Source organism: Streptosporangium sp. NPDC002607, assembly GCF_053592655.1.
In genome coordinates, this window is sequence record NZ_JBSFWD010000065.1 from 16,869 (window position 1) to 37,024 (window position 20,156).

A 20,156-nucleotide genomic window follows, 5' to 3' on the forward strand; every position below is an offset into this window, starting at 1 on the left:
ACCTCCAGTTGGTGATCCACGTGTCACAGGTCCCGCTCCCGGTTCGGAAAGACGACCCGCCGGACCCTGCCGGATCTCCTCCGGGGTGCTTTCGCGCTCGGTCATCGGAATCGCCGGGTGGAGGCCCTGTCGTTCACGGCGGGGAGGAAACGCGGAAAACGGTGCCGTCCGGTGGCGGTGAGTGACAGACTCGGTGCGTGCTGGTGACGGAAATGCTCAAGCTCGCGCCCTCGCCTGAGCAGGAGCAGGGGCAGGGGCAGCGTGCCGACCTGCACTCGTGGGGTTTCCATCGACTGAGGACGTTCGTGACGTACAAAGCGGTTTCGGCCGGGGTGGCGGTGTGGCCGGTGGATTCGCGTAACACCTCCCGCACCTGCCCGGGGGGCGGCCACATCGACAAACGGAATCGTCCTACCCGGGATGACTTTCGTGGTGTTTCGTACGGGCTCGCCGGCCTGGCGGATTACTTCGCGGCGATCAATATCGGTCGCCGGGCAGTGCGTCATGCTGCCGGCGACGCGGCCTGAACCGTCGAATCCATCGACGGCGAGAAACTGCGGGCTCGGCCCTCAGGGCCGAGAAGCTGACCTGGGCGTATGGCCTTCCCCTTGTGAGGGTCAAGCCTGGGGGGACATCTGGGCCCTGAAGCAGGTTCCCCCGCTCTTGAGCTTACGCTCGGATATAGTCCCCTTTAGGTGTTCTATTGCGTACCCTTTGCTCGTTAGGCGGTGACCGAGAGTGATGGTCGGCGTGACGGTGTCCGCCGCGATTGCACCGCGATTGCACCGCGTGAGGTGCGATTGCCCTGCAAAGTCCCTGCTCGAACTGGATGTTTGGGGCGTTTGAGTACATTATGTCCTCCATGTCGGAAGTTGTCCCGTTGCCGTCGTTCGGCGAGGTGTTCTTTGACGAGCGTGGCCAGGAGCGGGTGCTCCGGGTCACCTGGCACGAAGGCACGCTGGTGCTGAGCCTGTGGCGTGGCGAGATGTGCACCGCGAGTTTCCGCATGCCCATGAACGACGTGGGGCGGCTGGTCGACACCCTTGACGAGGGCTTCGTCCAAGCCGGTGGGCAGTACCCCGACGAGGTGGGCGAGCCCGTTCACACCGAGCAGCGCCCCCACGCCGAACAGCAGATCCACAGTGAGTATCCCGGCACCGGTCAGTACGCCAGACCTCGGCCCGAGGACTACGCCCAGCCCCAGCAGTATCCCGACCCGGCCGGTCACGTCCCCGTGCCGGACGAGCCCCGCCAGGCCGCCGCGCTCGGGCCGAACGACGTGCTCGTCGCGCGGGGAGTGATGCCTGCGCCGGATCGACCCGACTGGTCTCAGGATCGGATGGCGCCGGGGCACGGCTCCGCCGACGCCGTGCCGCGCGAGAACATGATCGTGAACGACGCCCTGCCCTACGGGCAGCCGCAGTCCTTCGATCCGCTCGGTACGGGCCCGGTGCCCGGCGAGGCCGCCTACCAGATGCCGGGCGACCGCTACCCGTCCGCGCAGCAGCCCGCTCCGTACGGCGCCCAGCAGCCGGACCCCTACGGCACGCCCGCGCAGCAGCCCGCCGACCGGTTCGGCGCCCAGCAGCCCGATCCGTACGGCGTGCCGCCCCAGCAGCGGCCCGTCGATCCGTTCGCGTCGCACGCCGACCAGTTCCCCAACCCCGCCCGCCGGCCGGATCCCGACCCCTACGGGCAGGGGCAGCAGAACTCGACGGACCCCTTCGGGTTCGCCGCCCAGCAGCAGGCCGGGGGCCACGGGACCCAGCAACCCGACCCGTACGGCTACCCGGCCCCCGCGCAGCCGGATCCCTACGCGTTCGGCACCGCGCAGCCGCACCAGGCCGGTCACCCCGCCGACCTCCGAGACCTGTACGGCTCGCCACCCGCCTACCCGCAGCAGGACGTCGATCCGTCCGACCCGCTGGGCCTGGGAGGCCAGTCCGCACCCGACCAGAGGCTGCCGCGCCCCTACCTCCAGGACCCGCCGCACTCCACGGGCGAGAGACTCCGCCCCGAACAGGGCTACGACGACCGGTACGACCGCCGTCGTGACGAGCACCAGTACGACGACAGGCGCCGCGAGGGACGGCGCCGTGACGACCGGGAAGAACGCCGGGAGTGGTGACTCTCCAGGGGATGTGAGTTCCCCGGAGGCGGGTTCCGTCGTGTCCCGGGCGCGAGATCCACGTCCGGGGTAGCGTCGTTCTGTCCGCCGGGGGTGAAACCCGGCGCTCCGCTGTTCCGGGCGGTTCGCGAGGCGCGCGGGGGCACGGAAGCCGATCGATCCCTACCGGGCGGGGTGGCGTGGACCAGTCGACCGTGGTGCAGACGCTGGCCGTGTCCGTCCTCGGCATCGCGGTGGCCGCGGTCGCCAGGCGCAGGGGGTGGCCGGCGCCGCTGCTGCTGGTGCTCGCGGGCCTGGTGCTGTCGCCCCTCTTCCCCGAGTACGAGCTCGACTCCGACCTGGTCCTGCTGGTCTTCCTGCCCCCGCTGCTCTACTCGGCGGCGGTCGACAGCTCCTACCTGAGGCTCAAGGACTTCCGCAGGCCGATCGGGCTGCTCTCGATCGGCCTGGTGCTGTTCACCACGCTGGTCATCGGGTGGATCACCCACCTGCTCCTGCCCGAGCTGCCGCAGGCCGCCGCGTTCGCGCTGGGCGCGATCGTGGCCCCGCCCGACGCGGTCGCCGCCGTCGCCGTGGCCCGCAGGCTCGGGCTGCCCCGCAAGACGGTCACCATCCTGGTGGGGGAGAGCCTGTTCAACGACGCCACCGCGCTCACCGCCTACCGGGTGGCGGTCGCGGCCGCGCTGGGAGGGGGCATCACCTGGCCGGAGGTCACCGCCGACTTCGCCCGGTCCGCGGTGGGCGGCGTGCTGATGGGCCTCGGGCTCGCCTGGATCCTGGCCCGGGTGCTGATCCGGTTGCGCGACCCGCTCATCGAGAACACCGTCATGCTGCTCGTCCCGTTCGCCGTCTACCTGGCGGCCGAGAGCGTGCACGTCTCCGGTGTGATCGTCGTGGTGATCGTCGGGCTCTACATCGGCCATCGCCTGCCCAGGGCGGGCTTCAGTACCCGGCTGCTGTCCGAGGCGGTCTGGCGGGTCCTCGGGTTCTTCCTGGAGACGATCGTCTTCGCGCTGATCGGCCTGCAGTTCTGGCCGATCATGAGAGGGCTGGAGTGGGCCAACCCGTGGAAGCTCGCCGGGATGGCGCTGGTCGTCTTCGCCGCCGTGGTGGTCACCAGGGCGCTCTGGGTCGTGCCCAGCCTCTACCTGCCCCGGATGCTGTCCGCGAAGATCCGCGAGAGCGAGCCCCACGCGCCGACCTGGAAGCAGGTGACCATCGTGAGCTGGGCGGGCATGCGCGGAGTGGTCTCCCTCGCCGCGGCCTTCGCCATTCCGCAGACCCTGCGGGGCCGCGACCTGCTGCTCTTTCTCACCTTCTCGGTGGTGATCGGCACCCTCCTGGTCCAGGGCCTGACGTTCCCGGCGCTGATCCGCAGGTTGAAGATCTCCAACGAGCGGGAGATCTACACCGACAACCTGGCCGAGGCGGCCGCCCAGCAGGCGGCCACCTCCGCCTCGCTGGCCCGGCTGGACGAGCTGGTGGGCGAGGGCGTCGACGAGGTCTATCGGGAGGTCGTCGACCAGCTCAGGGCACGCGCCGAGCGCCGTACCCTCGCCGCCTGGGAGCGGCTGGGCAGCGGCACGGGACCACAGGGGGAGGAGACGCCCAGCACGGTCTACCGGCGGCTCCGCCGTGAGATGCTGGCGGTCGAGCGCGAGGTTTTCGTACGCCTCCGCGACGAGCGGCGCATCGACGACGAGGTGCTCCGCCGGGTTCTCCACGAGATCGACTTCGAGGAGGCCATTCTGGAGCGCGACTAGCCTCTGTCAGCCGCCCTGGGTGTAGACGGTCTTCCACCGCGAGCACCGCCCGGTCGGCCGTGCGGAGGTGCCCCGGCAGGTCCTCGCCTTGATCTGCAGGACCCCGCCGACGTCCTTGCGGAACGTTCCCGGGCCGGGAACGCAGTTGTAGTAGGACGCCGTGTGCCACCGTCCGTTCTGAGCGCTCAGGTAACGTATCTGGGCCCACGCGCAGCCCGAGCCACGGGTGTCCTCCAGCGTGCCGTACACGACGAGGCCCGACTGGCCGACGGCGACCTTGCCCCAGGCCGCGGCGAGCCCGTCGGTGGAGTGCAGGGGGCCCCATTTCCAGACCGTGGGGGCGGCGGTGGAGGCCAGCGCCGGGGCCGAACCGCCGAGAGCGAGTGCCGCGGCGGTGGTCAGGCCGAGCAGGACACGAAGACCGGTACGCATGGAGGGGTTCCAAACTCTTGAGCATCGTTACATGTCAAGAGATAGGCCCCCGCGCTTGGAAAAGACTTGCGGCTGACATCCCCGCGGGGTGGAGGAACCCCGCTGCCGCCGGTCAGCCGATGATTTTGTCCACGTAGCACCACCGCCAGTCCTCGCCCGGTTCGAACGAGGCGATGACCGGATGGCCGATCACCGTCGCGTGGGCGGTGGCGTGCTTGTTGGGAGAGGAGTCACAGCAGCCGATGTGCCCGCAGGACAGGCACTTGCGCAGGTGAACCCAGCGATCTCCGGTCGCGAGGCACTCCTCGCACCCCTGCGGTGTGCGTGGCTCCGGGTCCTGGGCCTGCGCGAGATGTTGACAGATCTGCATGGTCTCCCCCTTCGTTCGAACACTGATGATCGTACGGCCGGAGCCGCGGTGCGGTCCCCAACGCCTCGCAGTCCGGGTAACGAGCCGCCCCGACAGGCGCCTGCCGCACCGGCTCGTTGGGTAGGGTCTGGGCATGCGACCCCTTCCGCGACGAATCCCCGCCCTCGCCGCCTCAGCGCTCGCCGCCGCCCTGATCACCACCGGTTGCTCAGAGATCCAGGAGGTGAGCCAGGGTATCGACAAGGCACAGCAGTGCGTGCAGGCCGCGGGCATCGTCACCGAGACCGTCTCGAAGGTCTCCGGCCTGCTCAACGACCCCGCCGCGATGGAGCAGGCGCTGAAGGACGGGGGCGCCAAGCTGGGCGACCTGGCCGACAAGGCGGCCAACACCTCGCTGAAGGAGGCGGCCGACGGCGTCTCCAACACCCTGGAGGGCTTCAACGTCCCCGATGCCAACAGCGCCATCGACACCGCGCAGAAGGTGGCGACCGACTCGGTGCGGTGGGTCGAGCAACTGACCAACGCCTGCGGATAGCCCTCACCTGCGGGGCTCCGTCAACCCGGGTTCTCTATGGGGAATGTGGCTGAAATAGCGTCGTTCTCATGAAGCCTCCGGAGCGTGAACCGGACCCCCGGTTCACCCTTGCCAACGAACGCACCTACCTGACCTGGCTGAGCACATCGCTCGCGCTGAGCGCGGGCGGTGTGGCCATGGCCGCGGTCTCCGCCGATGTCTTCGTCCCCTGGATGCGGACCCTGCTCGCGGTGGTCCTGGTGTCGTTGTCGGCTCTGGCGGCCGCGATGGCCTACCCCCGCTGGCGTCGTGTCCAGCACGCCCTGCGCAACTCCGCCCCGCTGCCGCCTCCCGCCCTCGCACCCCTGTTCGGGTACGGCGTGGCGACGGTCGCGGTGCTCGCCCTGATCCTCATTCTGCTGTCGCGATGAACAGCCCCTGGGACGAGGGCCTGCAGAGCGAGCGGACCCAGCTCGCCTGGATACGTACCAGCGCCATGCTGGCCGTCACCGCCCTGGCCGGTGCGGGCATCGCCCTGCGCGCCGGCACGCCCCTGATAGCGATCATCCCCTTCGTTCCGGCCCTGCTCTGCGCCGGCCTCCTGCTGACCCACACGGGCATCCGTTTCCGCCGCGTCCAGAAGGCGCTCCACCAGAGCCGTCCCCTCGACAACCGGGCCGACGCCCTCATCGCCTGGCTCGGTACCCTCGCCACCGCGGCCGGAGCCATCGCCTTCGTGCTGGCGAGGTTCGGAGAATAGGGACCTCGCGGCGTGTCACGATTGGATGATCCGTCCGGCCGCCCGGCGCCGATCTCGGCGTACCTCGTCGCGAGCTGCGGGCCGTCCGCGCCGACCGGCTCCTCGGCCTGCCGCCGGGACCCGTGCACGACCGGATCGAGGCGGAGACGAACCACCGCGCCGCGTGGCCGTACGAGATCCTGACCACCCGTGACCGGCGGACCCTGCTGCCCGGCCGGGGCGTCCCCGGCCCGCCGTGCGGCCGTGAAACGGCCCGGCCGGCACCGGAGACGCCCCGTGAACCGGATCGGGCTCGGTGTCGAGGGTCCGGTGCAGGGCCGGATCAGGGCCGGATCAGGGCCGGGGGTCGCCGCCGAGGGCGACGGTCTCGGCGACCTCCGCGTGGCGCTCGGCCTCCTCGGCGGCGAACCGCTCGGTGTCGAGCTTCTCGGCGATGTCCTCGTCCTGCCGCATCAGCGCATCCAGGCTCTGGCCCGCCATGTCCAGCACGCCCATGTCGGCGTAGGCCTGCTGCAGGCGGGGGCTCCACAGCCCGATGTCCTTGACGCAGGGAACGATGCGGCTGAAGAGCAGCGAGCGGAACAGCTTGAGATATTGGGATTTGTCAACGGATTCCATGGCATCGGCGACCTCGGCCTTGTTCAGGCCCAGGTTCTCCCAGGTCTCCTGGCCGCGCAGCCGGTCGCGCATCAGGTAACAGCCCTCGATGACGAAGTCCTCGCGCTCGCGCAGCTCCGACTCGCTGAGCTGGCGGTAGTAGTCGCGCAGCGCCATCCGGCCGAAGGCCACGTGCCTGGCCTCGTCCTGCATCACGTAGGCGAGGATCTGCTTGGGCAGCGGCTTGGTGGTGATGTCGCGCATCACGCCGAAGGCGGCCAGGGCGAGGCCCTCGATGAGCACCTGCATGCCGAGGTAGGGCATGTCCCAGCGGGAGTCGCTCAGCGTGCTGTCGAGCAGCGACTTCAGGTGCGGGTTGATGGGGTAGGCCAGCCCCACCTTCTCCTGGAGGAAGCGGGCGTAGGTCTCGGCGTGGCGGGCCTCGTCCATGGTCTGGGTGGCGGCGTAGAACTTGGAGTCGAGGTCGGGGACCGACTCCACGATCCTGGCCGAGCAGATCATCGCGCCCTGTTCCCCGTGCAGGAACTGGGAGAACTGCCAGGAGGCGCCGTGCAGGCGCACCTCCTTGCGCTGCTTTTCGTCCATCCGCTCCCAGAGCGGGGTGCCGTGGATCGCGATGGTCTCGTCGGGGACGCCGAGCACGTTGTACGGGTCGACCTCCGGGTCCCAGTCGATGCGTTTGACCGAGTCCCACTGCTTGTCCTTGCCCTTCTGGTAAAGGGCGAGCATACGGTCCCTGCCGTTGTCGTACTCCCAGGTGAAGCGGGCGGCTCCGGCCGCCTCGACGTCCCACGTGGAAAGCTCGGCGGGGATGGTGTAGAGATCGTGTGTCGACATGCGGCCTCCAGAGACGTACACCGTACGTACGCAACGAGCGTGCCACGTACACTGTACGTACGTCAATGGAACCAATGAGGGGACAATGGTCATATGCCTGCCGAGCCACTGTCCCGAGCGCGTATCGTCGCCACGGCGATCGACCTGATCGAGCGAGAGGGCGCCGACGCGGTGTCCATGCGCGCGATCGCCGCCGAACTGGGTGTGGGCGTGATGTCGCTCTACAACCATGTGCCGAACAAGGAGGCGCTGCTGGACGCGGTGGCCGAGACCGTGCTGTCGCAGATCGAGTTCACCGACGACCCGGACGCCGAATGGACCGACCGGGTGCGCATGCAGGCGCTCGCCTTCCGGCAGATCGCGCATCACTACCCGCGGTGCACGATGGTGGTGGTCAGCCGCCAGCTCCGTTCCACCGCCGGCCTGCTCCCGGTGGAGCGGGCGCTGGCCACGCTGCGCGGCGCGGGCTTCGGGGGCGACGAGGCGGTGCGCGCCCTGCGGGTGTTCATCGCCTACATCGTGGGCTCGCTGCTGAGGGAGGTCGGGGTGACCCCGACGTTCGCCCCGGTGCACCGATCCGACGTCCGCGTCAGCGAGGTCGACCCCCTGCTGTTCCCACAGGTCGGTGAGCTGGCTCCGGCACTCCACGAGTGCGACCACGAGGCGGAGTTCGCCTTCGGCCTCGAACTGCTCATCCAGGCGATGGCCCTGCAGCTCAAGAGGTGACGCCCGGGACCTCGCGGCCCCGGGCGCCGGAGAGTGTTCCCTTCCCCTGGACACTCTCCATGCGGGTCAGTACCAGTTGCTCGACCGGAAGTGACCCCACGCGCCGCACGGTGACCCGTAGCGGCTCTTGATGTAGCTCAGACCCCAGTGGATCTGCGTGATCGGGTTGTACCGCCAGTCCCCGCCGCTGCCGCCCATCTTCGAGCCGGGCAGTGCCTGCGGGATGCCGTACGCCCCCGAGGAGTGGTTGTATGCGCGGTGGTTCCAGTTGCTCTCCCTGGTCCAGAGGCTGTCCAGGCAGCGGAACTGGCTGTGCGGCCACGCGCGGCGGGAGACGAGACGATAGGCGATCGTCTTGTTCCTGCTCTTGGCGGTCCTCGCGACCGCCTTCACTCTTGGCTTCACCTGGGTGACCCAGGTGAGGCGATGAACGGTTCTCGCCGTCCCTTTCCTGGACGACTCGGCCGTGCTGTCGGCCTGTCCCGACGTCGAGGACCCGACCATCGCCGAGGCGGCGAGAACGGTCACGACTGTGTTGCGCAGAACGCGGTAGCTGTTCACATGGATCCTTGTCCTTGGGCCGCGTGCGGAAGTCGCAGGAGGGCACGTAGGTGCTTCTCGTACGGTCGGCGATCCGGCGCCCGTGGCTCGGGCGGGGAACGTCCGCGCGGTCTCGCCGGCCTGTTTCCGGCATGAGACGCCGCGGCGGTCTCTCTAGGCGGCTTTCTAGTACGCGAGAGAGTGTCGGACGGCGGATGGGACACGCGAAGGGAAGGTGTTTGCCCGATCTTCTTGATCTACGGGAGATTCGGCGAGGGTCCGGTTACGACCGGCGAATCGCCCATGCGTGGAGACGGTGTGAAAATCACCCCGTCATGGGGTTTCAGATCACCGCTTCGGGATCAGTGGATCAGTACCAGCCCCGCGAGCCGAAGTGCGCCCACGCCCGGCACGGCGATCCGTAGCGCTGCTTGATGTATCCGAGTCCCCATCTGATCTGTGTCCTGGGGTTGGTGCGCCAGTCGCGGCCGGCGTCGGCCATCTTGCCCGCGGGCAGGGCCTGCGGGATTCCGTAAGCCCCCGAGTAGCGGTTGCGGGCGCGGTGGTTCCAGTTGCTCTCCCTGGTCCAGAGCCTGCTGAGGCAGTTGAACTGGGCTCTGCTCCAGCCGTGCGCGGCCACCATCGGCCTGGCGACGGCCTGGTTGCCCGTTCTCGCCGAGGACGCCTGGGCGACCGTGGTGGTGGTGCCGAGGGTGAGCGCCGAGGCGATCATCAGCACACCGGTACGGCGTAGCGTCGACATGGGACTCCCTTGTGCCTTGGGGTTGAGGGACGGCCGCCACGATGCCCGGCGATCCGCAGCCGGGCCAGTCGACAGTGTCTGTCAGGAGCCATGTCAAAGATCGGTAAGAAAATGATCAAAGCCTTGGTGAGGGGGGCGTCGTCTCGCCTGTGGCCTCTGTCACATTTCACTTTATGGACGACATAACTCTCAAATGTGACAGGGGGATTAGGGTGCGGAGCATGGGAATCCGTGATACCGCCATCCACACTCTTTCCGACGTGCCCACCACCCTGGCCGAGCTGGCCGGAGAGCGGGCGGTCCTCGTCGTCAACGTCGCTTCCAAATGTGGCCTGACCCCCCAGTACGCCGCTCTCGTCGACCTCCAGCGGACCTACGGCGACCGGGGCTTCACGGTCGTGGGAGTGCCCTGTAACCAGTTCTACGGACAGGAGCCGGGCACCGCGGAGGAGATCCAGGAGTTCTGCTCCACCACCTACGGCGTCGACTTCCCGCTCCTCGCCAAGAGCGAGGTCAACGGCGAGGGCCGGCACCCGCTCTACGACCTGCTCACCCAGACCCCCGACGGCGAGGGCAAGGCCGGCGACGTCGAGTGGAACTTCGAGAAGTTCCTCGTCTCGAAGGACGGGGAGGTGCTCGCCAGGTTCCGGCCGCGCGTCCTGCCCGACGACCCCGCGGTCATCGAGGCGATCGAGAGGTCCCTCTAGCCGCGCAGCTGCCCCTGACGATCAGTTCGGTGGGCAGCAGCACCCCGCGCGGCCGCCTGGTACCGCCGCGCAGCACCAGTTCGGCGGCGCGGTAGCCGATGTCCTGGGCCGGCTGGGCGATCACCGTCAGCGGCGGTGAGCACAGCTCCGCCCAGGGCACGTCGTCGAACATGATCAGAGACAGGTCCCTGGGGATGCGCAGGTCCAGCTCCCTGGCCGCCAGCACCGCCGCCTCGCCCAGCAGGTTTCCCCCCGCCAGCACCGCGGTCAGGTCGGGCCGGTGCTGGAAGAGCCCGGCCGCGGCGGCGTACGCGGAGTCGCGGCTGCCACGGGCGACGACGACCAACTCCTCGTCGACAAGGGGTCCGAGCGCCTGCCGGAAGAAGGACAGGCGCTGTTCCTGCCCGGGGCCGCCCAGGTAGGCGATACGGCGGTGCCCCAGCCCCTTCAGGTAGTCGACCGCGGTCCTGATCCCCGCGCGGTCGTCGGCCAGCACCGCGGGGATGTCGTCGTGCCCGGGGGAGAGCCGGTGCGCGAACACGGTGGTCAGCCCGGCCCGCAGGGTCGGCGCCCAGCCGTCGCCGTCACCGGAGGGGACCGCGATCACCCGGTCCACGCCCTGTTCGAGCAGCGTGCCGATCAGCTCGGCCTCACGCTCGGGATCGTCGCCGGTGGCGCCCAGGATCACCGGCTCTCCCGCCGAGCGCGCGCAGGTGAGCACGCCGTCGGCCAGACGGCCGTAGAAGGTGTCGGTGATGTCGGGCAGCAGCAGCCCGATCCCGCCCGAGCGCCGCTGGCGCAGGTTGCGCCCGAGCGCGCTGGGCCGGTAGTCGAGCTGGGCCGCGACGTTCAGCACCCGTTCCCTGGTCTCGGGACTCGCCGATCCGCCGGACAGAACCCGGGACACCGTGGCGACCCCCACCCCGGCCGCCTCGGCGACATCCTTGATCGTCGTACGACGCATGTTCATGGAAACGATTCCATCATGCTTTCCGTGTTCGATCCAGCGCGAAGCGATAACGACTGCCCTGTTGACAGGCCAGAACCGGTCATCCCCTTGACAGGGGTATCCGTTTCCGGTGAGATGCATGAAAACGTATCCAATATCGGGTGAACACGGGGTTGCCCGAGGCGCTAAGGACTTCCATGGCATCCATCGTTCTCAGCAAAGTCGACAAGATCTACGCGGGCGGCGTCAAAGCCGTGAACGGCCTCGACCTTGAGATCAAGGACGGGGAGTTCATGGTGCTGGTCGGGCCGTCCGGCTGCGGCAAGTCCACCGCCCTGCGCATGATCGCCGGGCTTGAGGACATCAGCGGCGGCGAGATCGCCATCGGCGACCGGGTGGTCAACCACCTGCCTCCGAAGGACCGCGACATCGCCATGGTCTTCCAGAACTACGCGCTCTACCCGCACATGACCGTCGAGGAGAACCTCGCCTTCGGTCTGAAGCTCCGCAAGATGCCCAAGGCGGAGATCGCCAAGCGCGTCAACGAGGCCGCCAAGATGCTCGGCCTCGACCAGTACCTCAAGCGCAAGCCCGCCGCCCTCTCCGGTGGCCAGCGCCAGCGTGTCGCCATGGGCCGCGCCATCGTGCGTGAGCCGCAGGCCTTCCTCATGGACGAGCCGCTCTCCAACCTGGACGCCAAGCTCCGCGTCTCCATGCGGGCCTCCCTCAACACCCTGCACGAGCGCCTGGGCGTGACGACCGTCTACGTCACCCACGACCAGGTCGAGGCCATGACCCTCGGCGACCGCGTCTGTGTGCTCCGCGACGGCCTGCTCCAGCAGGTCGACACCCCGCAGAACCTCTTCGACAAGCCGGTCAACCTGTTCGTCGCCGGCTTCATGGGCTCCCCGTCGATGAACTTCGTCAACGCCGAGCTGGTGCGCGGCGACGGCGGCGCGGCCGTCGCCTTCGCGGGCTTCAATCTGCCGGTGCCGAACGAGACCTTCACCGAGAAGCGCGGCCTCGACCAGTACTTCGGCAAGAAGATCATCCTGGGCATCCGCCCCTCCGACTTCGAGGACTCGGTCGCCGCCAACGGCGCCTCGGGCGGCTGGACCCGCCTGCAGGTCCGCGCCGAGGTCACCGAGGAGCTGGGCTCCGAGATCAACGTGCTCTTCCTGATCGACGCCCCGCCCGTCCAGCACCAGGACACCGTGGCCGCCGCCGACGCCGACGGCGACGAGGAGGCGACGCTGCCGCTGGTGGGCGACAAGTCGCTGTGGACCGCCCGGGTCAACTCCCGCAGCCATGTCCGCCCCGGTCAGAGCGTCGAGCTGGTCGTCGACACGCACAACCTGCACTTCTTCGACCCGGTCTCGGGTCTGGCGATCGGACACGAGGCCAACACCCGCGTCTGATCGGCCCGGCGGGCCTCAGGGGCCGTCCTCGACCACCCCCGCAGGCCGGAAAGGGCCCGCGCCACGACCCCCTCCCGTGGCGCGGGCCCTTTCTGCCGGCGATGTCAGGCCGGTGTTGTCATGTCAGTGGTGTCAGGTCAGCGGCGGCCGAAACGGCGGGAGACCAGGGCGATCACGTTGGCCGGAAGCAACCTGCCGACCCCGACGATGGCCTTGTAGCGAAGGTCGGGGACGCTCACCAGCACACCGCGGGCCAGATCGCGCATGGCCTCGCGGGCGACGTTGTCCGCCGACAGCCACAGGAAGCCGGGGATGCTCGACTTGTCCATCGAGGCGCGCTCGTGGAACTCGGTGTGCACGAAACCCGGGCACAGGGCCATGACCCGCACGCGGCTGCCGGTCAGCTCCACGGCCATGGACTCGCTGAAGCTGACCACCCACGCCTTGGAGGCGCTGTAGGAGCCCCCGGGCAAGAACGCCGCCACCGACGCCACATTGATCACCGCGCCTCGGTCCCGCTCCCTCATACCCGGCAGCGCGGCCAGCGTCAGCCGCAGCACCGCCTCGCAGTGCAGCTTGAGCATCCGCACCTCCTCCTCCACCGGGACGTCGAGAAAGTGGCCCCGATGGCCGAAGCCCGCGTTGTTGACCAGCAGGTCGACCCCCTCGCGGAGCCGTCGTTCCACCGCCTCCAGACCCTCCTCGGTCGCCAGGTCGGCGGTGAGCACCTCGCTGCTCACCCCGTAGCGCAGGCGTAGCTCCTCGGCGGCCGAGGTGAGGCGTTTCTCGTCGCGGGCGACCAGGACGAGTGAGAATCCGTCGGCGGCCAGACGGCGGGCGAAGGCGGCGCCGATGCCGGCCGTCGCCCCGGTGATCAATGCGGTTGGCATACCCGCAGTCTAGGGACGACACGCTGGGGGAGGGGCGGGCGAACGTCCCGAGGCTTCCGGCCGGTGGCCGTGTCGACCGGTGATCGTCAAAGGGCGGAGAACAGTTGGCGATCTTTCGGTAAGTGTCACGAGGCGGCGAGCCCGTTCCCGACGAGGTTGCATATAACGGGTTCCAGGGACATGTCGCCCGCACTCCGGGTGTCGTTTCCACAGCTTGAAATGCCGCCACCGGGGAGCTTGAAATGGCTGGAAAGTGTTTGGGACCCACCGCCTTGACGGTGACCGCCGGGGCCGTACTGGCCTTCGGAATATCAACGGCGGCCTCCGCCGCGACTTTGACCACCGTGACCGGCCTGTCCGCGTCGGCGGTCCAGCCGGTGCCGTACCCACCGCGTCCCGCGGAGCAGGTCAACACGGTCGCCCAGGACCAGGTCAACACGATCGACCAGAACCAGAAGCAGGGAAACCAGATCCGCCTGGAAAACCGCAGGAGGCATCACCATCGTAACTGTGCGGAGGGCTGCCGTAACTGCGGGGGGAACTGCCGCGGTGGCGGCTGTGGGAGAAGTGGGAGAAGCTGCAGGCCGCGCGCGGTAGCGGGGAAGCAGTTGCCGTTCACGGGAGCACCCATGGGGTCGATGGCCGCGCTCGGCGGTGGCCTGCTGGCCGTGGGAGCGACCGGCACGCTGATCTCGGTACGGCGCCGTCGATCTGCCAGTGCCGAGTAGGCGACGACGCCGGATAGTCGTGGTGGGCCTGCTGGTCCCCGCAGCCCTGGGGCTGGCGGGGGGCTGGTCGGTCCACCTCGGCATGCGCGTGCGCGATCACCTGGAGGCGGCCAGGGGCGCGCTGGTCCAGTTGCGCGCGGTGGTGGGCGCGGGCGATCCGCGCCCGCTGACCGAGGCGCTGGCAGAGGTCCGGCGGCACGCGGTCGAGGCCCGGCGGCTCACCGAGGGCCCGGACTGGTGGGTGATCGCGCACACCCCGATCGTGGGGAACGCCGCGACCACCGTGCGCGGCCTCGCCGGGGCCACCGCCGAGCTGACCGATGTGCTCGCCGGCGTGCGGGAGGCAGCCGACCCGCTCCTGACGATCAGGACGCGCTCCCCGGGCGACCTGCGGCATCAGCTGGTCGCGCTCGACGCCGCGGCGCCGGCCCTGGACGACGGCGTCACCCGTCTCGGGCGGGTGCTCGCCCACCTGGCGGCCGCCCCGGACAGCACCGGCCTGGGCAGGCTGGACGAGGCGCGTGACACGGCGCTGGGCGAGATCGGCCGGCTGCGTGGCCTGCTCCGTGACGCGGCGGACGCGGCCGCCCTGCTACCCCCGATGCTCGGCCGCGACGGCCCCCGCCGCTACTTCCTGGCGTTCCAGACCAACGCCGAGGCGCGAGGCACCGGGGGGCTGGTCGGGGCCTTCGGCATCCTGAGAGCCGACCGCGGCAGGGTCTCCGTCGAGCGCCTCTCCGCCAACACCGGCCTGGCCGCGAGTCCGGTCCCCGTCGCCGACCACGGCCAGGACTTCCTCGGGCGCTACGGAACGAGCGCGACCAGGATGCTCTCCGTCTCCAACCTCTCCCCGCACTTCCCGTACGCCGCGGCCACCTGGACGGGGCTGTGGGAGCGGCAGGCCGGCGGGCGGCTGGACGGCGCCATCGCCACCGACCCGGTGGGCCTCGCCCACCTGCTGAGGGTGATCGGGCCGGTCTCTCTCCCCGGCGGGAGCGAGGTCACCGCCGAGAACGTCGTCGACCTCACCGAGCGGGAGGCCTACGCCCGCTATCCCGACCCCGCGGCACGCAAGCGGTTCCTCATCGAGATCGCCGGTGCCGTCAGCGAGGCGCTGCCCACGTCCCTGGTCGACCCCACCCGGCTGCTGCCCGCGCTGTCCGACATGGTGAGCGAGCGGCGGATCCAGATCTGGAGCCGCCACGAGGCCGAGCAGCGGCGGCTGTCGCGTACCCCGGTCGGCGGCGTGCTGCCGTCGCGCCCGGGGCCGTTCGCGGGACTGGTGGTCAACAACTCCGCCGGAGGCAAGCTCGACTACTACCTGGAGCGCTCCCTCGACTACGAGCTGGGCCCCTGCCAGGGCGGGCTGCGCTCCTCGACGGTGCGGATCCGGCTCACCAACGACGTTCCGGGAGGGACGCTGCCCTCCTACGTCACCGGCAGGCTCGACGCCCCGCGAAGCGGCCACACTCCCGGTTCCAACCTGCTGTGGGTGTCGCTGTACGGCGGACTCGGTGCGAGGATGACCGCGGCCCGTCTCGATGGCGAGCGGGTGTCGGTCATCAGGGAGGCCGAACGCTCCCACCCCGTCTACTCGGCCCTGCTGGAGTTCGCCCCAAGACAGTCCAGGAGGCTGGAGTTCGACTTCACCGAACTCGCCTCCGACGAGCCGCCACTGGTTCCGGTGCAGCCGCTGGTCCGTCCCCAGCGGACTCGCGTCACCCAGGACCCGCGGGGTTGTGCCTTCTGACGCCGAACTCCCCGGCGGGACGGCGGGTGGGCCCGCCCGGCACCTGCCCTCGCGCGGTGCCGGCGTGCCGTATCGGCAGAAAAGAGCAAAGAGGCGCGTGCCGCGGGCGGTGGCGCATCGCGGGCGGCCTACCCTCGCGCCATGAAGGCTTCACCGGGGACCGGCGGGATCGCACAGCACCCCGTGACCGTGGAAGGCGCCGGAGCAACGGGCGACGGCGAGGGCGTCCCGGCCGGACACGAGGGTTGCGGGCAGCGCTGCTGGCGGGAGGTCGGGCAGGAGCGGGGGCCGCGGGACGGTATCCGCTTCCGCATTCTCTACGTGTGCACCGGTAACGTCTGCCGTTCCCCGCTGGCCGAGCGGCTGACCCGCGCGGCCCTCGGGCCGTGCCCGGCGGTCCAGGTGATCAGCGCGGGCACGCACGCGGAATCGGGACGGGAGATGACGGAGCATGCCCGGCGGGTCCTGATACGGCTCGGCGGCGATCCCACCGGCTTCGGCTCCCGCCCGCTCGTCCCCGAGCTGGTGGCCGCCGCGGACCTCGTGCTGACGGCCACCTGCGGGCACCGCGCGGAGTCGGTGGCCATGCACTTCGCGGCGGCCACGCGGGCCTTCACCATCGCCGAGTTCGGCACGCTGGTGCGGGCCGTGTCGCCCGAGGAGATCATCCGGCACCGGGATCCCGCACGGCGGGCCCGCGTGCTGGCCGACGAGGTGCGGGCGCTGCGCGGGCTGGTCCGGGTGGACCAGCCCGACATCGCGGACCCGTACCGGCGATCCCGGCTGGTCTACCAGATGGTGGGCCGGAGCATCGCGAGGTCGCTCGCCGTTCCGCTCGGGTTGCTCACGCGTTGACCGGCTTCCTGCCCTCCGGCTCGTAGCCATAGCCGTATCCGTAGCTTTGGTAGGCACCGTTACCTGAGGGGACGAAGTTCAGGACGGTTCCCACCACGCGGGCGTTGATCGACGCCAGCAGCTCCGAGGCGCGGGCCATGTGCTCCCGGCGGGTCCTGCCGTACCGGGCGACGAGTAGCGCGCCGTCGCAGAGCGCGGCGATCGCCGCCGCGTCGGTGATGGGCAGCAGCGGCGGCGCGTCGATGATCACCATGTCGTACGCCCCGGTGAGCTGTGCGAGCACCTCACGCATCCCGCCCGAGCCGAGCAGCTCGCTCGGGTTGGGCGGGATCTGGCCGCTCGGCAGGACGGACAGGCCGGCCTCGCCCCAGACCTGGATGACCTCGTTCAGACGTGCCCTGTCGATCAGCACGTCCGTCAGGCCGATCGCCCCCTCGATGCCGAGGTAGTGGGGAATGCTGGGACGGCGCAGGTCGCCGTCCACCAGGACGACCCGCCAGCCGGCCTGGGCCAGCGTGATCGCGAGGTTGGTGGAGGTCGAGGACTTCCCCTCGCCCGGCAGGCAGCTGGTGACCACGAGTGACTTCGGCTGCCGGTCGACGCCGATGAACTGCAGATTGGTGCGGAGCGCGCGGAACGCCTCGGATCTGGAGGAACGGCCGCGGCTGCGCAGGATCAGGGGGTGGTTCTTGGCGTCCCGCTCGTAGCCGATGACCCCGAGGGTCGAGCTGCCCGACGCCTCCTGCAGCGCCTGGGAGGACTTGAGGGTCGTGTCCAGACGGTCGCGGAGAACGATCACGGCCATGGCGCAGAGCAGCGCGACCAGCACGGCGACCACCAGGTTGGCCAGTGGCTTGGGACTGACGGGCTCCAGGGGGACGTCGGCCTGATCCACTATCGTGATCTTGACGGCGGGGCGGCTGCGAGGAGTGGGTCGCTCGATCTGGTCGACCAGTTCGGCGAACCGGTCCCCCAGGGCGTTGGCCAGCCGGGCGGCCCGTGCGGGATCGGTGTCGGTGACCGTGGCACGCAGGAACACGGTGCCGGGGACGGCCTCGGTGGTGATGTTCTCCTGGAGGCGCGCGATGTCCTCACCCTTGACGATCTGGCCGACCACCCGGCGGCTGGACAGCAGGCTGGCGTAGGAGTGCACTCGCTGAGCCGACAGCATGCCCGCCTGGTAGGCGGTGGAGAGGCTGCCCTCCTTGTCGTGGCCCGACACCAGCATGGAGATCGTCGCGACGTATTTCGGCGGTGTGTTCGCGGTGATGGCGAGTGCCGCGCCCACCGCCAGGATCACCGAGAGGAGGATGAGCAGCCAACTCCTGCGTGCCAGCCGTACGTAGTAGAGCAGATCCACGGGGTCAACGCCGCCTTTCACGGATTTTCTGAGGAGGCCTGGGGTGCTGGACCGGTGTGTGGACGCTCACGCCACGCAGCAGACCGATGAGAACGGCGGCGATCATGCCCGCGACGGCCAGTGCGATGAGCGGTGACAGCCGGCCCAGAACCATGGCCAGGCAGAGGGCGCCGGTGATCGCCGTGATCGCGCCCAGCGTCACGGAGACCGTTCGGGTCCCCAGTCCGATGTGACGTAGCCGGTGAGACAGGTGATCGGTGCCGCCCTGCAACGGTGAGCGGTTCGCCAGCATCCGGGAGAGGAAGACCACGCAGGTGTCGACGGTCGCGATGAAGGTCGGCAGGAGCAGGCCGGCGATCGTCGCCTCCGGCGGTCGTCCCGTGACCAGGACGGCCGCCGAGCAGGCCAGCGTGAATCCGAGGAACAGCGATCCGGAGTCTCCCATGAACATTCTCGCGGGTGCCCAGTTGTGCGGCAGGAAGCCCAGGCACGCGCAGGTGAGCGCGGCCAGCAGCACCGCGAGCGCGATATGGCCCTGGACCAGGGCCGTGGCCGCGAGGAGAGCGGCGGTCACGGAGGTGACGGTCCCCAGCGCGCCGTCCATGTTGTCCAGCAGGTTGAAGGAGTTCGTCATCACGACGACCCACACCACGGTGAGGGCGCCGTCCAGCCATGTCCCGGTCACGGTCGCCTGGACGCCGGAGAGCACCACCCCGATCGCCACCACGGTCTCCACGGTCAACCTGGTGGCCGCGGGCAGGGGGGCGATGTCGTCGATCAGGCCGAGGACGCACACCGCGGTGGCGGCGAGGAGGATCGCGGTGATCTGCAGATCGGCGAAGCCGAGCGCGATCGCGGTGGGCACGACCGTGCCCGCCGCGATCGCGATGCCGCCGAGGTAGGGGGTCGGGCGAGCGTGGGCCCGGTGCCCGCCGGGGCGGTCGACGAGATCCCAGCGCAGCGCCAGGCGCCTCAGCGGCACGGCGGTCGCCACGCTGAGAAGGCAGGCCGTGCCCGCGGCGAGGGCGATCGTTCCGTTCACCGGGGGCACGCCGCCGGATCGCCGACGGACTCTCTGATGATCTCGGTGAGGATCCTGTCGAGAGAGCGCCGGGGAGCCCAGCCGGTGAGCGCGCGGAGCTTCGCGGTGTCCGGAACCCTGCGGGTCATGTCCTCGAATCCCCGCTCGTAGGCCTCGGAGTAGGGGACGAGGTCGATTCCGGAGGTGGAACCGGTGAACTCGATGATGAGTTTCGCCAGTTCCATGATGCTCACCTCGTCGGTGGAGCCGATGTTGAAGGTCTCACCGATGGCCGCGTCCTCGTCGAGCAGCCGGAGCAGCGCGTCGACCACGTCCGCGACGTGCGCGAAGCAGCGGGTCTGGGTCCCGTCGCCGAAGACCGTCAGCGGCGTGGCCGACAGGGCCTGCCGGACGAGGCTCGGGATCACCATGCCGTAGGTCGGACTCTGCCGCGGGCCCACCGTGTTGAACAGCCGGACGACGATCGTCGGCAGGCCGCGTTCCTTGTGATAGGCGTTGGCGAGGATCTCGTCGACGGCCTTGGCGGTGCTGTAGGCCCAGCGGACCACCGCGGGGCTGCCGAGGATTCGGTCGGCGTCCTCGCGCAGCGCGTCGGAGGAGTTCTTGCCGTAGATCTCGCTCGTGCTGGTGATCAGGATCTTCTTCCGGTACCGGTGCGCGGCCTCGATGACGATCTCCGAGCCCCGGATGTTGGTCGTCAGCGACCGCAGGGGTTGCTCGACGATCAGCTTGACGCCGACCGCGGCCGCCATGTGGACGACGACGTCGCAGCGGTGCACCAGCTCGTCGACCATGAGTTCGTCCAGGACCGAACCGTGTACGAAACGCAGCTCCGGATGGGGCCGCAGGTTCTCCAGCCGGCCCGTCGAGAGGTTGTCCAGGACGACGACGGAGTCACCGCGCGCGAGCAGCGCGTCGGCCAGGTGCGATCCGATGAATCCACTGCCACCCGTTATCAGATAGTTGGTTCTTGGTGCCGTGCTCACGGGTTCTCCTCATCACGTGC

General features: G+C 69.7%; 22 protein-coding genes. 12 read left to right on the forward strand and 10 right to left on the reverse strand.

Annotation, left to right across the window (positions count from 1 at the left end; genetic code table 11):
- Nucleotides 1–197 precede the first annotated feature (197 nt).
- The 3 genes from ACWD3H_RS41485 to ACWD3H_RS41495 all read left to right on the forward strand — a co-directional run bounded on the left by ACWD3H_RS41485 (nt 198) and on the right by ACWD3H_RS41495 (nt 3,891).
- Nucleotides 198–527: a zinc ribbon domain-containing protein gene (locus tag ACWD3H_RS41485; protein ID WP_451958913.1), complete on the forward strand. Its 330-nt coding sequence runs from the start codon at nt 198–200 to the stop codon at nt 525–527.
- A 335-nt stretch (nt 528–862) separates the two neighbouring features.
- Nucleotides 863–2,128 (forward strand): hypothetical protein, encoded by a 1,266-nt coding sequence (locus tag ACWD3H_RS41490; protein WP_451958914.1) that lies wholly within the window; start codon nt 863–865, stop codon nt 2,126–2,128.
- 179 nt (nt 2,129–2,307) lie between these two features.
- Entirely contained in the window at nt 2,308–3,891 is a 1,584-nt protein-coding gene (locus tag ACWD3H_RS41495; protein WP_451958915.1) for a Na+/H+ antiporter, read from the forward strand.
- Nucleotides 3,892–3,897: 6 nt separating this feature from the next.
- Here the strand turns inward: ACWD3H_RS41495 and ACWD3H_RS41500 are convergent, their stop codons facing one another.
- Nucleotides 3,898–4,323 (reverse strand): hypothetical protein, encoded by a 426-nt coding sequence (locus ACWD3H_RS41500; RefSeq protein WP_451958916.1) that lies wholly within the window; start codon nt 4,321–4,323, stop codon nt 3,898–3,900.
- Between the two features lie 112 nt (nt 4,324–4,435).
- Complete coding sequence (locus ACWD3H_RS41505; protein WP_355564855.1) at nt 4,436–4,693, reverse strand: ubiquitin carboxyl-terminal hydrolase 14; 258 nt, start codon at nt 4,691–4,693, stop codon at nt 4,436–4,438.
- A 133-nt stretch (nt 4,694–4,826) separates the two neighbouring features.
- Here ACWD3H_RS41505 and ACWD3H_RS41510 point away from each other — a divergent pair, with 133 nt between their 5' ends.
- From ACWD3H_RS41510 to ACWD3H_RS41520, 3 genes are all read left to right on the forward strand, one after another.
- A complete protein-coding gene (locus ACWD3H_RS41510) occupies nt 4,827–5,228 on the forward strand; it encodes a hypothetical protein (protein ID WP_355564858.1) in 402 nt (133 codons plus the stop codon).
- 68 nt (nt 5,229–5,296) lie between these two features.
- Nucleotides 5,297–5,638: a YidH family protein gene (locus ACWD3H_RS41515; RefSeq protein WP_350916199.1), complete on the forward strand. Its 342-nt coding sequence runs from the start codon at nt 5,297–5,299 to the stop codon at nt 5,636–5,638.
- A complete protein-coding gene (locus ACWD3H_RS41520) occupies nt 5,635–5,967 on the forward strand; it encodes a DUF202 domain-containing protein (RefSeq protein ID WP_451958917.1) in 333 nt (110 codons plus the stop codon). The genes ACWD3H_RS41515 and ACWD3H_RS41520 overlap by 4 nt, the downstream gene beginning before the upstream one ends.
- 333 nt (nt 5,968–6,300) lie before the next feature.
- On the opposite strand, the gene ACWD3H_RS41525 is transcribed toward ACWD3H_RS41520, so the two are convergent.
- Nucleotides 6,301–7,422, reverse strand: a complete 1,122-nt coding sequence (locus tag ACWD3H_RS41525) for a ferritin-like domain-containing protein (RefSeq protein WP_451958918.1) — start codon at nt 7,420–7,422, stop codon at nt 6,301–6,303.
- Between the two features lie 93 nt (nt 7,423–7,515).
- Here ACWD3H_RS41525 and ACWD3H_RS41530 point away from each other — a divergent pair, with 93 nt between their 5' ends.
- Entirely contained in the window at nt 7,516–8,148 is a 633-nt protein-coding gene (locus tag ACWD3H_RS41530; RefSeq protein ID WP_355564868.1) for a TetR/AcrR family transcriptional regulator C-terminal domain-containing protein, read from the forward strand.
- Between the two features lie 66 nt (nt 8,149–8,214).
- Here ACWD3H_RS41530 and ACWD3H_RS41535 read toward each other — a convergent pair whose 3' ends face one another.
- Both ACWD3H_RS41535 and ACWD3H_RS41540 read right to left on the reverse strand, forming a co-directional pair.
- A complete protein-coding gene (locus ACWD3H_RS41535) occupies nt 8,215–8,709 on the reverse strand; it encodes an aggregation-promoting factor C-terminal-like domain-containing protein (protein ID WP_030923427.1) in 495 nt (164 codons plus the stop codon).
- A gap of 349 nt (nt 8,710–9,058) precedes the next feature.
- Nucleotides 9,059–9,451, reverse strand: coding sequence for an aggregation-promoting factor C-terminal-like domain-containing protein (locus ACWD3H_RS41540; protein WP_355564874.1), 393 nt, complete (start codon nt 9,449–9,451; stop codon nt 9,059–9,061).
- 221 nt (nt 9,452–9,672) lie between these two features.
- Between ACWD3H_RS41540 and ACWD3H_RS41545 the strand changes: the two genes are divergently transcribed.
- Nucleotides 9,673–10,158, forward strand: coding sequence for a glutathione peroxidase (locus tag ACWD3H_RS41545; protein ID WP_350916209.1), 486 nt, complete (start codon nt 9,673–9,675; stop codon nt 10,156–10,158).
- Here the strand turns inward: ACWD3H_RS41545 and ACWD3H_RS41550 are convergent.
- On the reverse strand, nt 10,130–11,128 hold the full coding sequence (locus ACWD3H_RS41550; RefSeq protein ID WP_350916211.1) for a LacI family DNA-binding transcriptional regulator: 999 nt from the start codon (nt 11,126–11,128) through the stop codon (nt 10,130–10,132). The genes ACWD3H_RS41545 and ACWD3H_RS41550 overlap by 29 nt on opposite strands.
- Nucleotides 11,129–11,304: 176 nt before the next feature.
- Here ACWD3H_RS41550 and ACWD3H_RS41555 point away from each other — a divergent pair, with 176 nt between their 5' ends.
- On the forward strand, nt 11,305–12,525 hold the full coding sequence (locus tag ACWD3H_RS41555; protein ID WP_350916213.1) for an ABC transporter ATP-binding protein: 1,221 nt from the start codon (nt 11,305–11,307) through the stop codon (nt 12,523–12,525).
- 137 nt (nt 12,526–12,662) lie between these two features.
- Here the strand turns inward: ACWD3H_RS41555 and ACWD3H_RS41560 are convergent, their stop codons facing one another.
- Complete coding sequence (locus ACWD3H_RS41560) at nt 12,663–13,415, reverse strand: SDR family NAD(P)-dependent oxidoreductase (RefSeq protein WP_451958919.1); 753 nt, start codon at nt 13,413–13,415, stop codon at nt 12,663–12,665.
- A gap of 242 nt (nt 13,416–13,657) precedes the next feature.
- On the opposite strand from ACWD3H_RS41560, the gene ACWD3H_RS41565 reads away from it, so the two are divergent.
- The 3 genes from ACWD3H_RS41565 (at nt 13,658) to ACWD3H_RS41575 (ending at nt 16,748) form a co-directional block, all read left to right on the forward strand.
- Nucleotides 13,658–14,143, forward strand: a complete 486-nt coding sequence (locus ACWD3H_RS41565) for a hypothetical protein (RefSeq protein ID WP_451958920.1) — start codon at nt 13,658–13,660, stop codon at nt 14,141–14,143.
- 22 nt (nt 14,144–14,165) lie between these two features.
- Nucleotides 14,166–15,893 (forward strand): DUF4012 domain-containing protein, encoded by a 1,728-nt coding sequence (locus ACWD3H_RS41570; RefSeq protein WP_451958921.1) that lies wholly within the window; start codon nt 14,166–14,168, stop codon nt 15,891–15,893.
- 141 nt (nt 15,894–16,034) lie between these two features.
- Nucleotides 16,035–16,748, forward strand: a complete 714-nt coding sequence (locus ACWD3H_RS41575; protein ID WP_451958922.1) for an arsenate reductase/protein-tyrosine-phosphatase family protein — start codon at nt 16,035–16,037, stop codon at nt 16,746–16,748.
- Here the strand turns inward: ACWD3H_RS41575 and ACWD3H_RS41580 are convergent.
- From ACWD3H_RS41580 to ACWD3H_RS41590, 3 genes are read right to left on the reverse strand one after another with little or no spacing between them, the layout of a single operon-like run.
- Nucleotides 16,738–18,108, reverse strand: a complete 1,371-nt coding sequence (locus ACWD3H_RS41580) for a polysaccharide biosynthesis tyrosine autokinase (protein ID WP_451958923.1) — start codon at nt 18,106–18,108, stop codon at nt 16,738–16,740. The two genes, ACWD3H_RS41575 and ACWD3H_RS41580, sit on opposite strands and share 11 nt — an antisense overlap.
- A gap of 4 nt (nt 18,109–18,112) precedes the next feature.
- Nucleotides 18,113–19,150, reverse strand: coding sequence for a glycosyltransferase family 4 protein (locus ACWD3H_RS41585; RefSeq protein WP_451958924.1), 1,038 nt, complete (start codon nt 19,148–19,150; stop codon nt 18,113–18,115).
- The gene (locus ACWD3H_RS41590; RefSeq protein ID WP_355568383.1) at nt 19,147–20,136 is read right to left on the reverse strand and encodes an NAD-dependent epimerase/dehydratase family protein; all 990 of its coding nucleotides are present in this window, start codon (nt 20,134–20,136) and stop codon (nt 19,147–19,149) included. The genes ACWD3H_RS41585 and ACWD3H_RS41590 overlap by 4 nt, the downstream gene beginning before the upstream one ends.
- Nucleotides 20,137–20,156: the final 20 nt, after the last annotated feature.

Bases quoted from the DNA above. Each gene is read 5' to 3' on its own strand.
- ACWD3H_RS41490 (WP_451958914.1), top strand. From the start codon at position 863: ATGTCGGAAGTTGTCCCGTTGCCGTCGTTCGGCGAGGTGTTCTTTGAC.
- ACWD3H_RS41500 (WP_451958916.1), bottom strand. From the start codon at position 4,323: ATGCGTACCGGTCTTCGTGTCCTGCTCGGCCTGACCACCGCCGCGGCA.
- ACWD3H_RS41505 (WP_355564855.1), bottom strand. From the start codon at position 4,693: ATGCAGATCTGTCAACATCTCGCGCAGGCCCAGGACCCGGAGCCACGC.
- ACWD3H_RS41510 (WP_355564858.1), top strand. From the start codon at position 4,827: ATGCGACCCCTTCCGCGACGAATCCCCGCCCTCGCCGCCTCAGCGCTC.
- ACWD3H_RS41515 (WP_350916199.1), top strand. From the start codon at position 5,297: ATGAAGCCTCCGGAGCGTGAACCGGACCCCCGGTTCACCCTTGCCAAC.
- ACWD3H_RS41520 (WP_451958917.1), top strand. From the start codon at position 5,635: ATGAACAGCCCCTGGGACGAGGGCCTGCAGAGCGAGCGGACCCAGCTC.
- ACWD3H_RS41525 (WP_451958918.1), bottom strand. From the start codon at position 7,422: ATGTCGACACACGATCTCTACACCATCCCCGCCGAGCTTTCCACGTGG.
- ACWD3H_RS41530 (WP_355564868.1), top strand. From the start codon at position 7,516: ATGCCTGCCGAGCCACTGTCCCGAGCGCGTATCGTCGCCACGGCGATC.
- ACWD3H_RS41540 (WP_355564874.1), bottom strand. From the start codon at position 9,451: ATGTCGACGCTACGCCGTACCGGTGTGCTGATGATCGCCTCGGCGCTC.
- ACWD3H_RS41545 (WP_350916209.1), top strand. From the start codon at position 9,673: ATGGGAATCCGTGATACCGCCATCCACACTCTTTCCGACGTGCCCACC.
- ACWD3H_RS41550 (WP_350916211.1), bottom strand. From the start codon at position 11,128: ATGAACATGCGTCGTACGACGATCAAGGATGTCGCCGAGGCGGCCGGG.
- ACWD3H_RS41555 (WP_350916213.1), top strand. From the start codon at position 11,305: ATGGCATCCATCGTTCTCAGCAAAGTCGACAAGATCTACGCGGGCGGC.
- ACWD3H_RS41560 (WP_451958919.1), bottom strand. From the start codon at position 13,415: ATGCCAACCGCATTGATCACCGGGGCGACGGCCGGCATCGGCGCCGCC.
- ACWD3H_RS41565 (WP_451958920.1), top strand. From the start codon at position 13,658: ATGGCTGGAAAGTGTTTGGGACCCACCGCCTTGACGGTGACCGCCGGG.
- ACWD3H_RS41575 (WP_451958922.1), top strand. From the start codon at position 16,035: ATGAAGGCTTCACCGGGGACCGGCGGGATCGCACAGCACCCCGTGACC.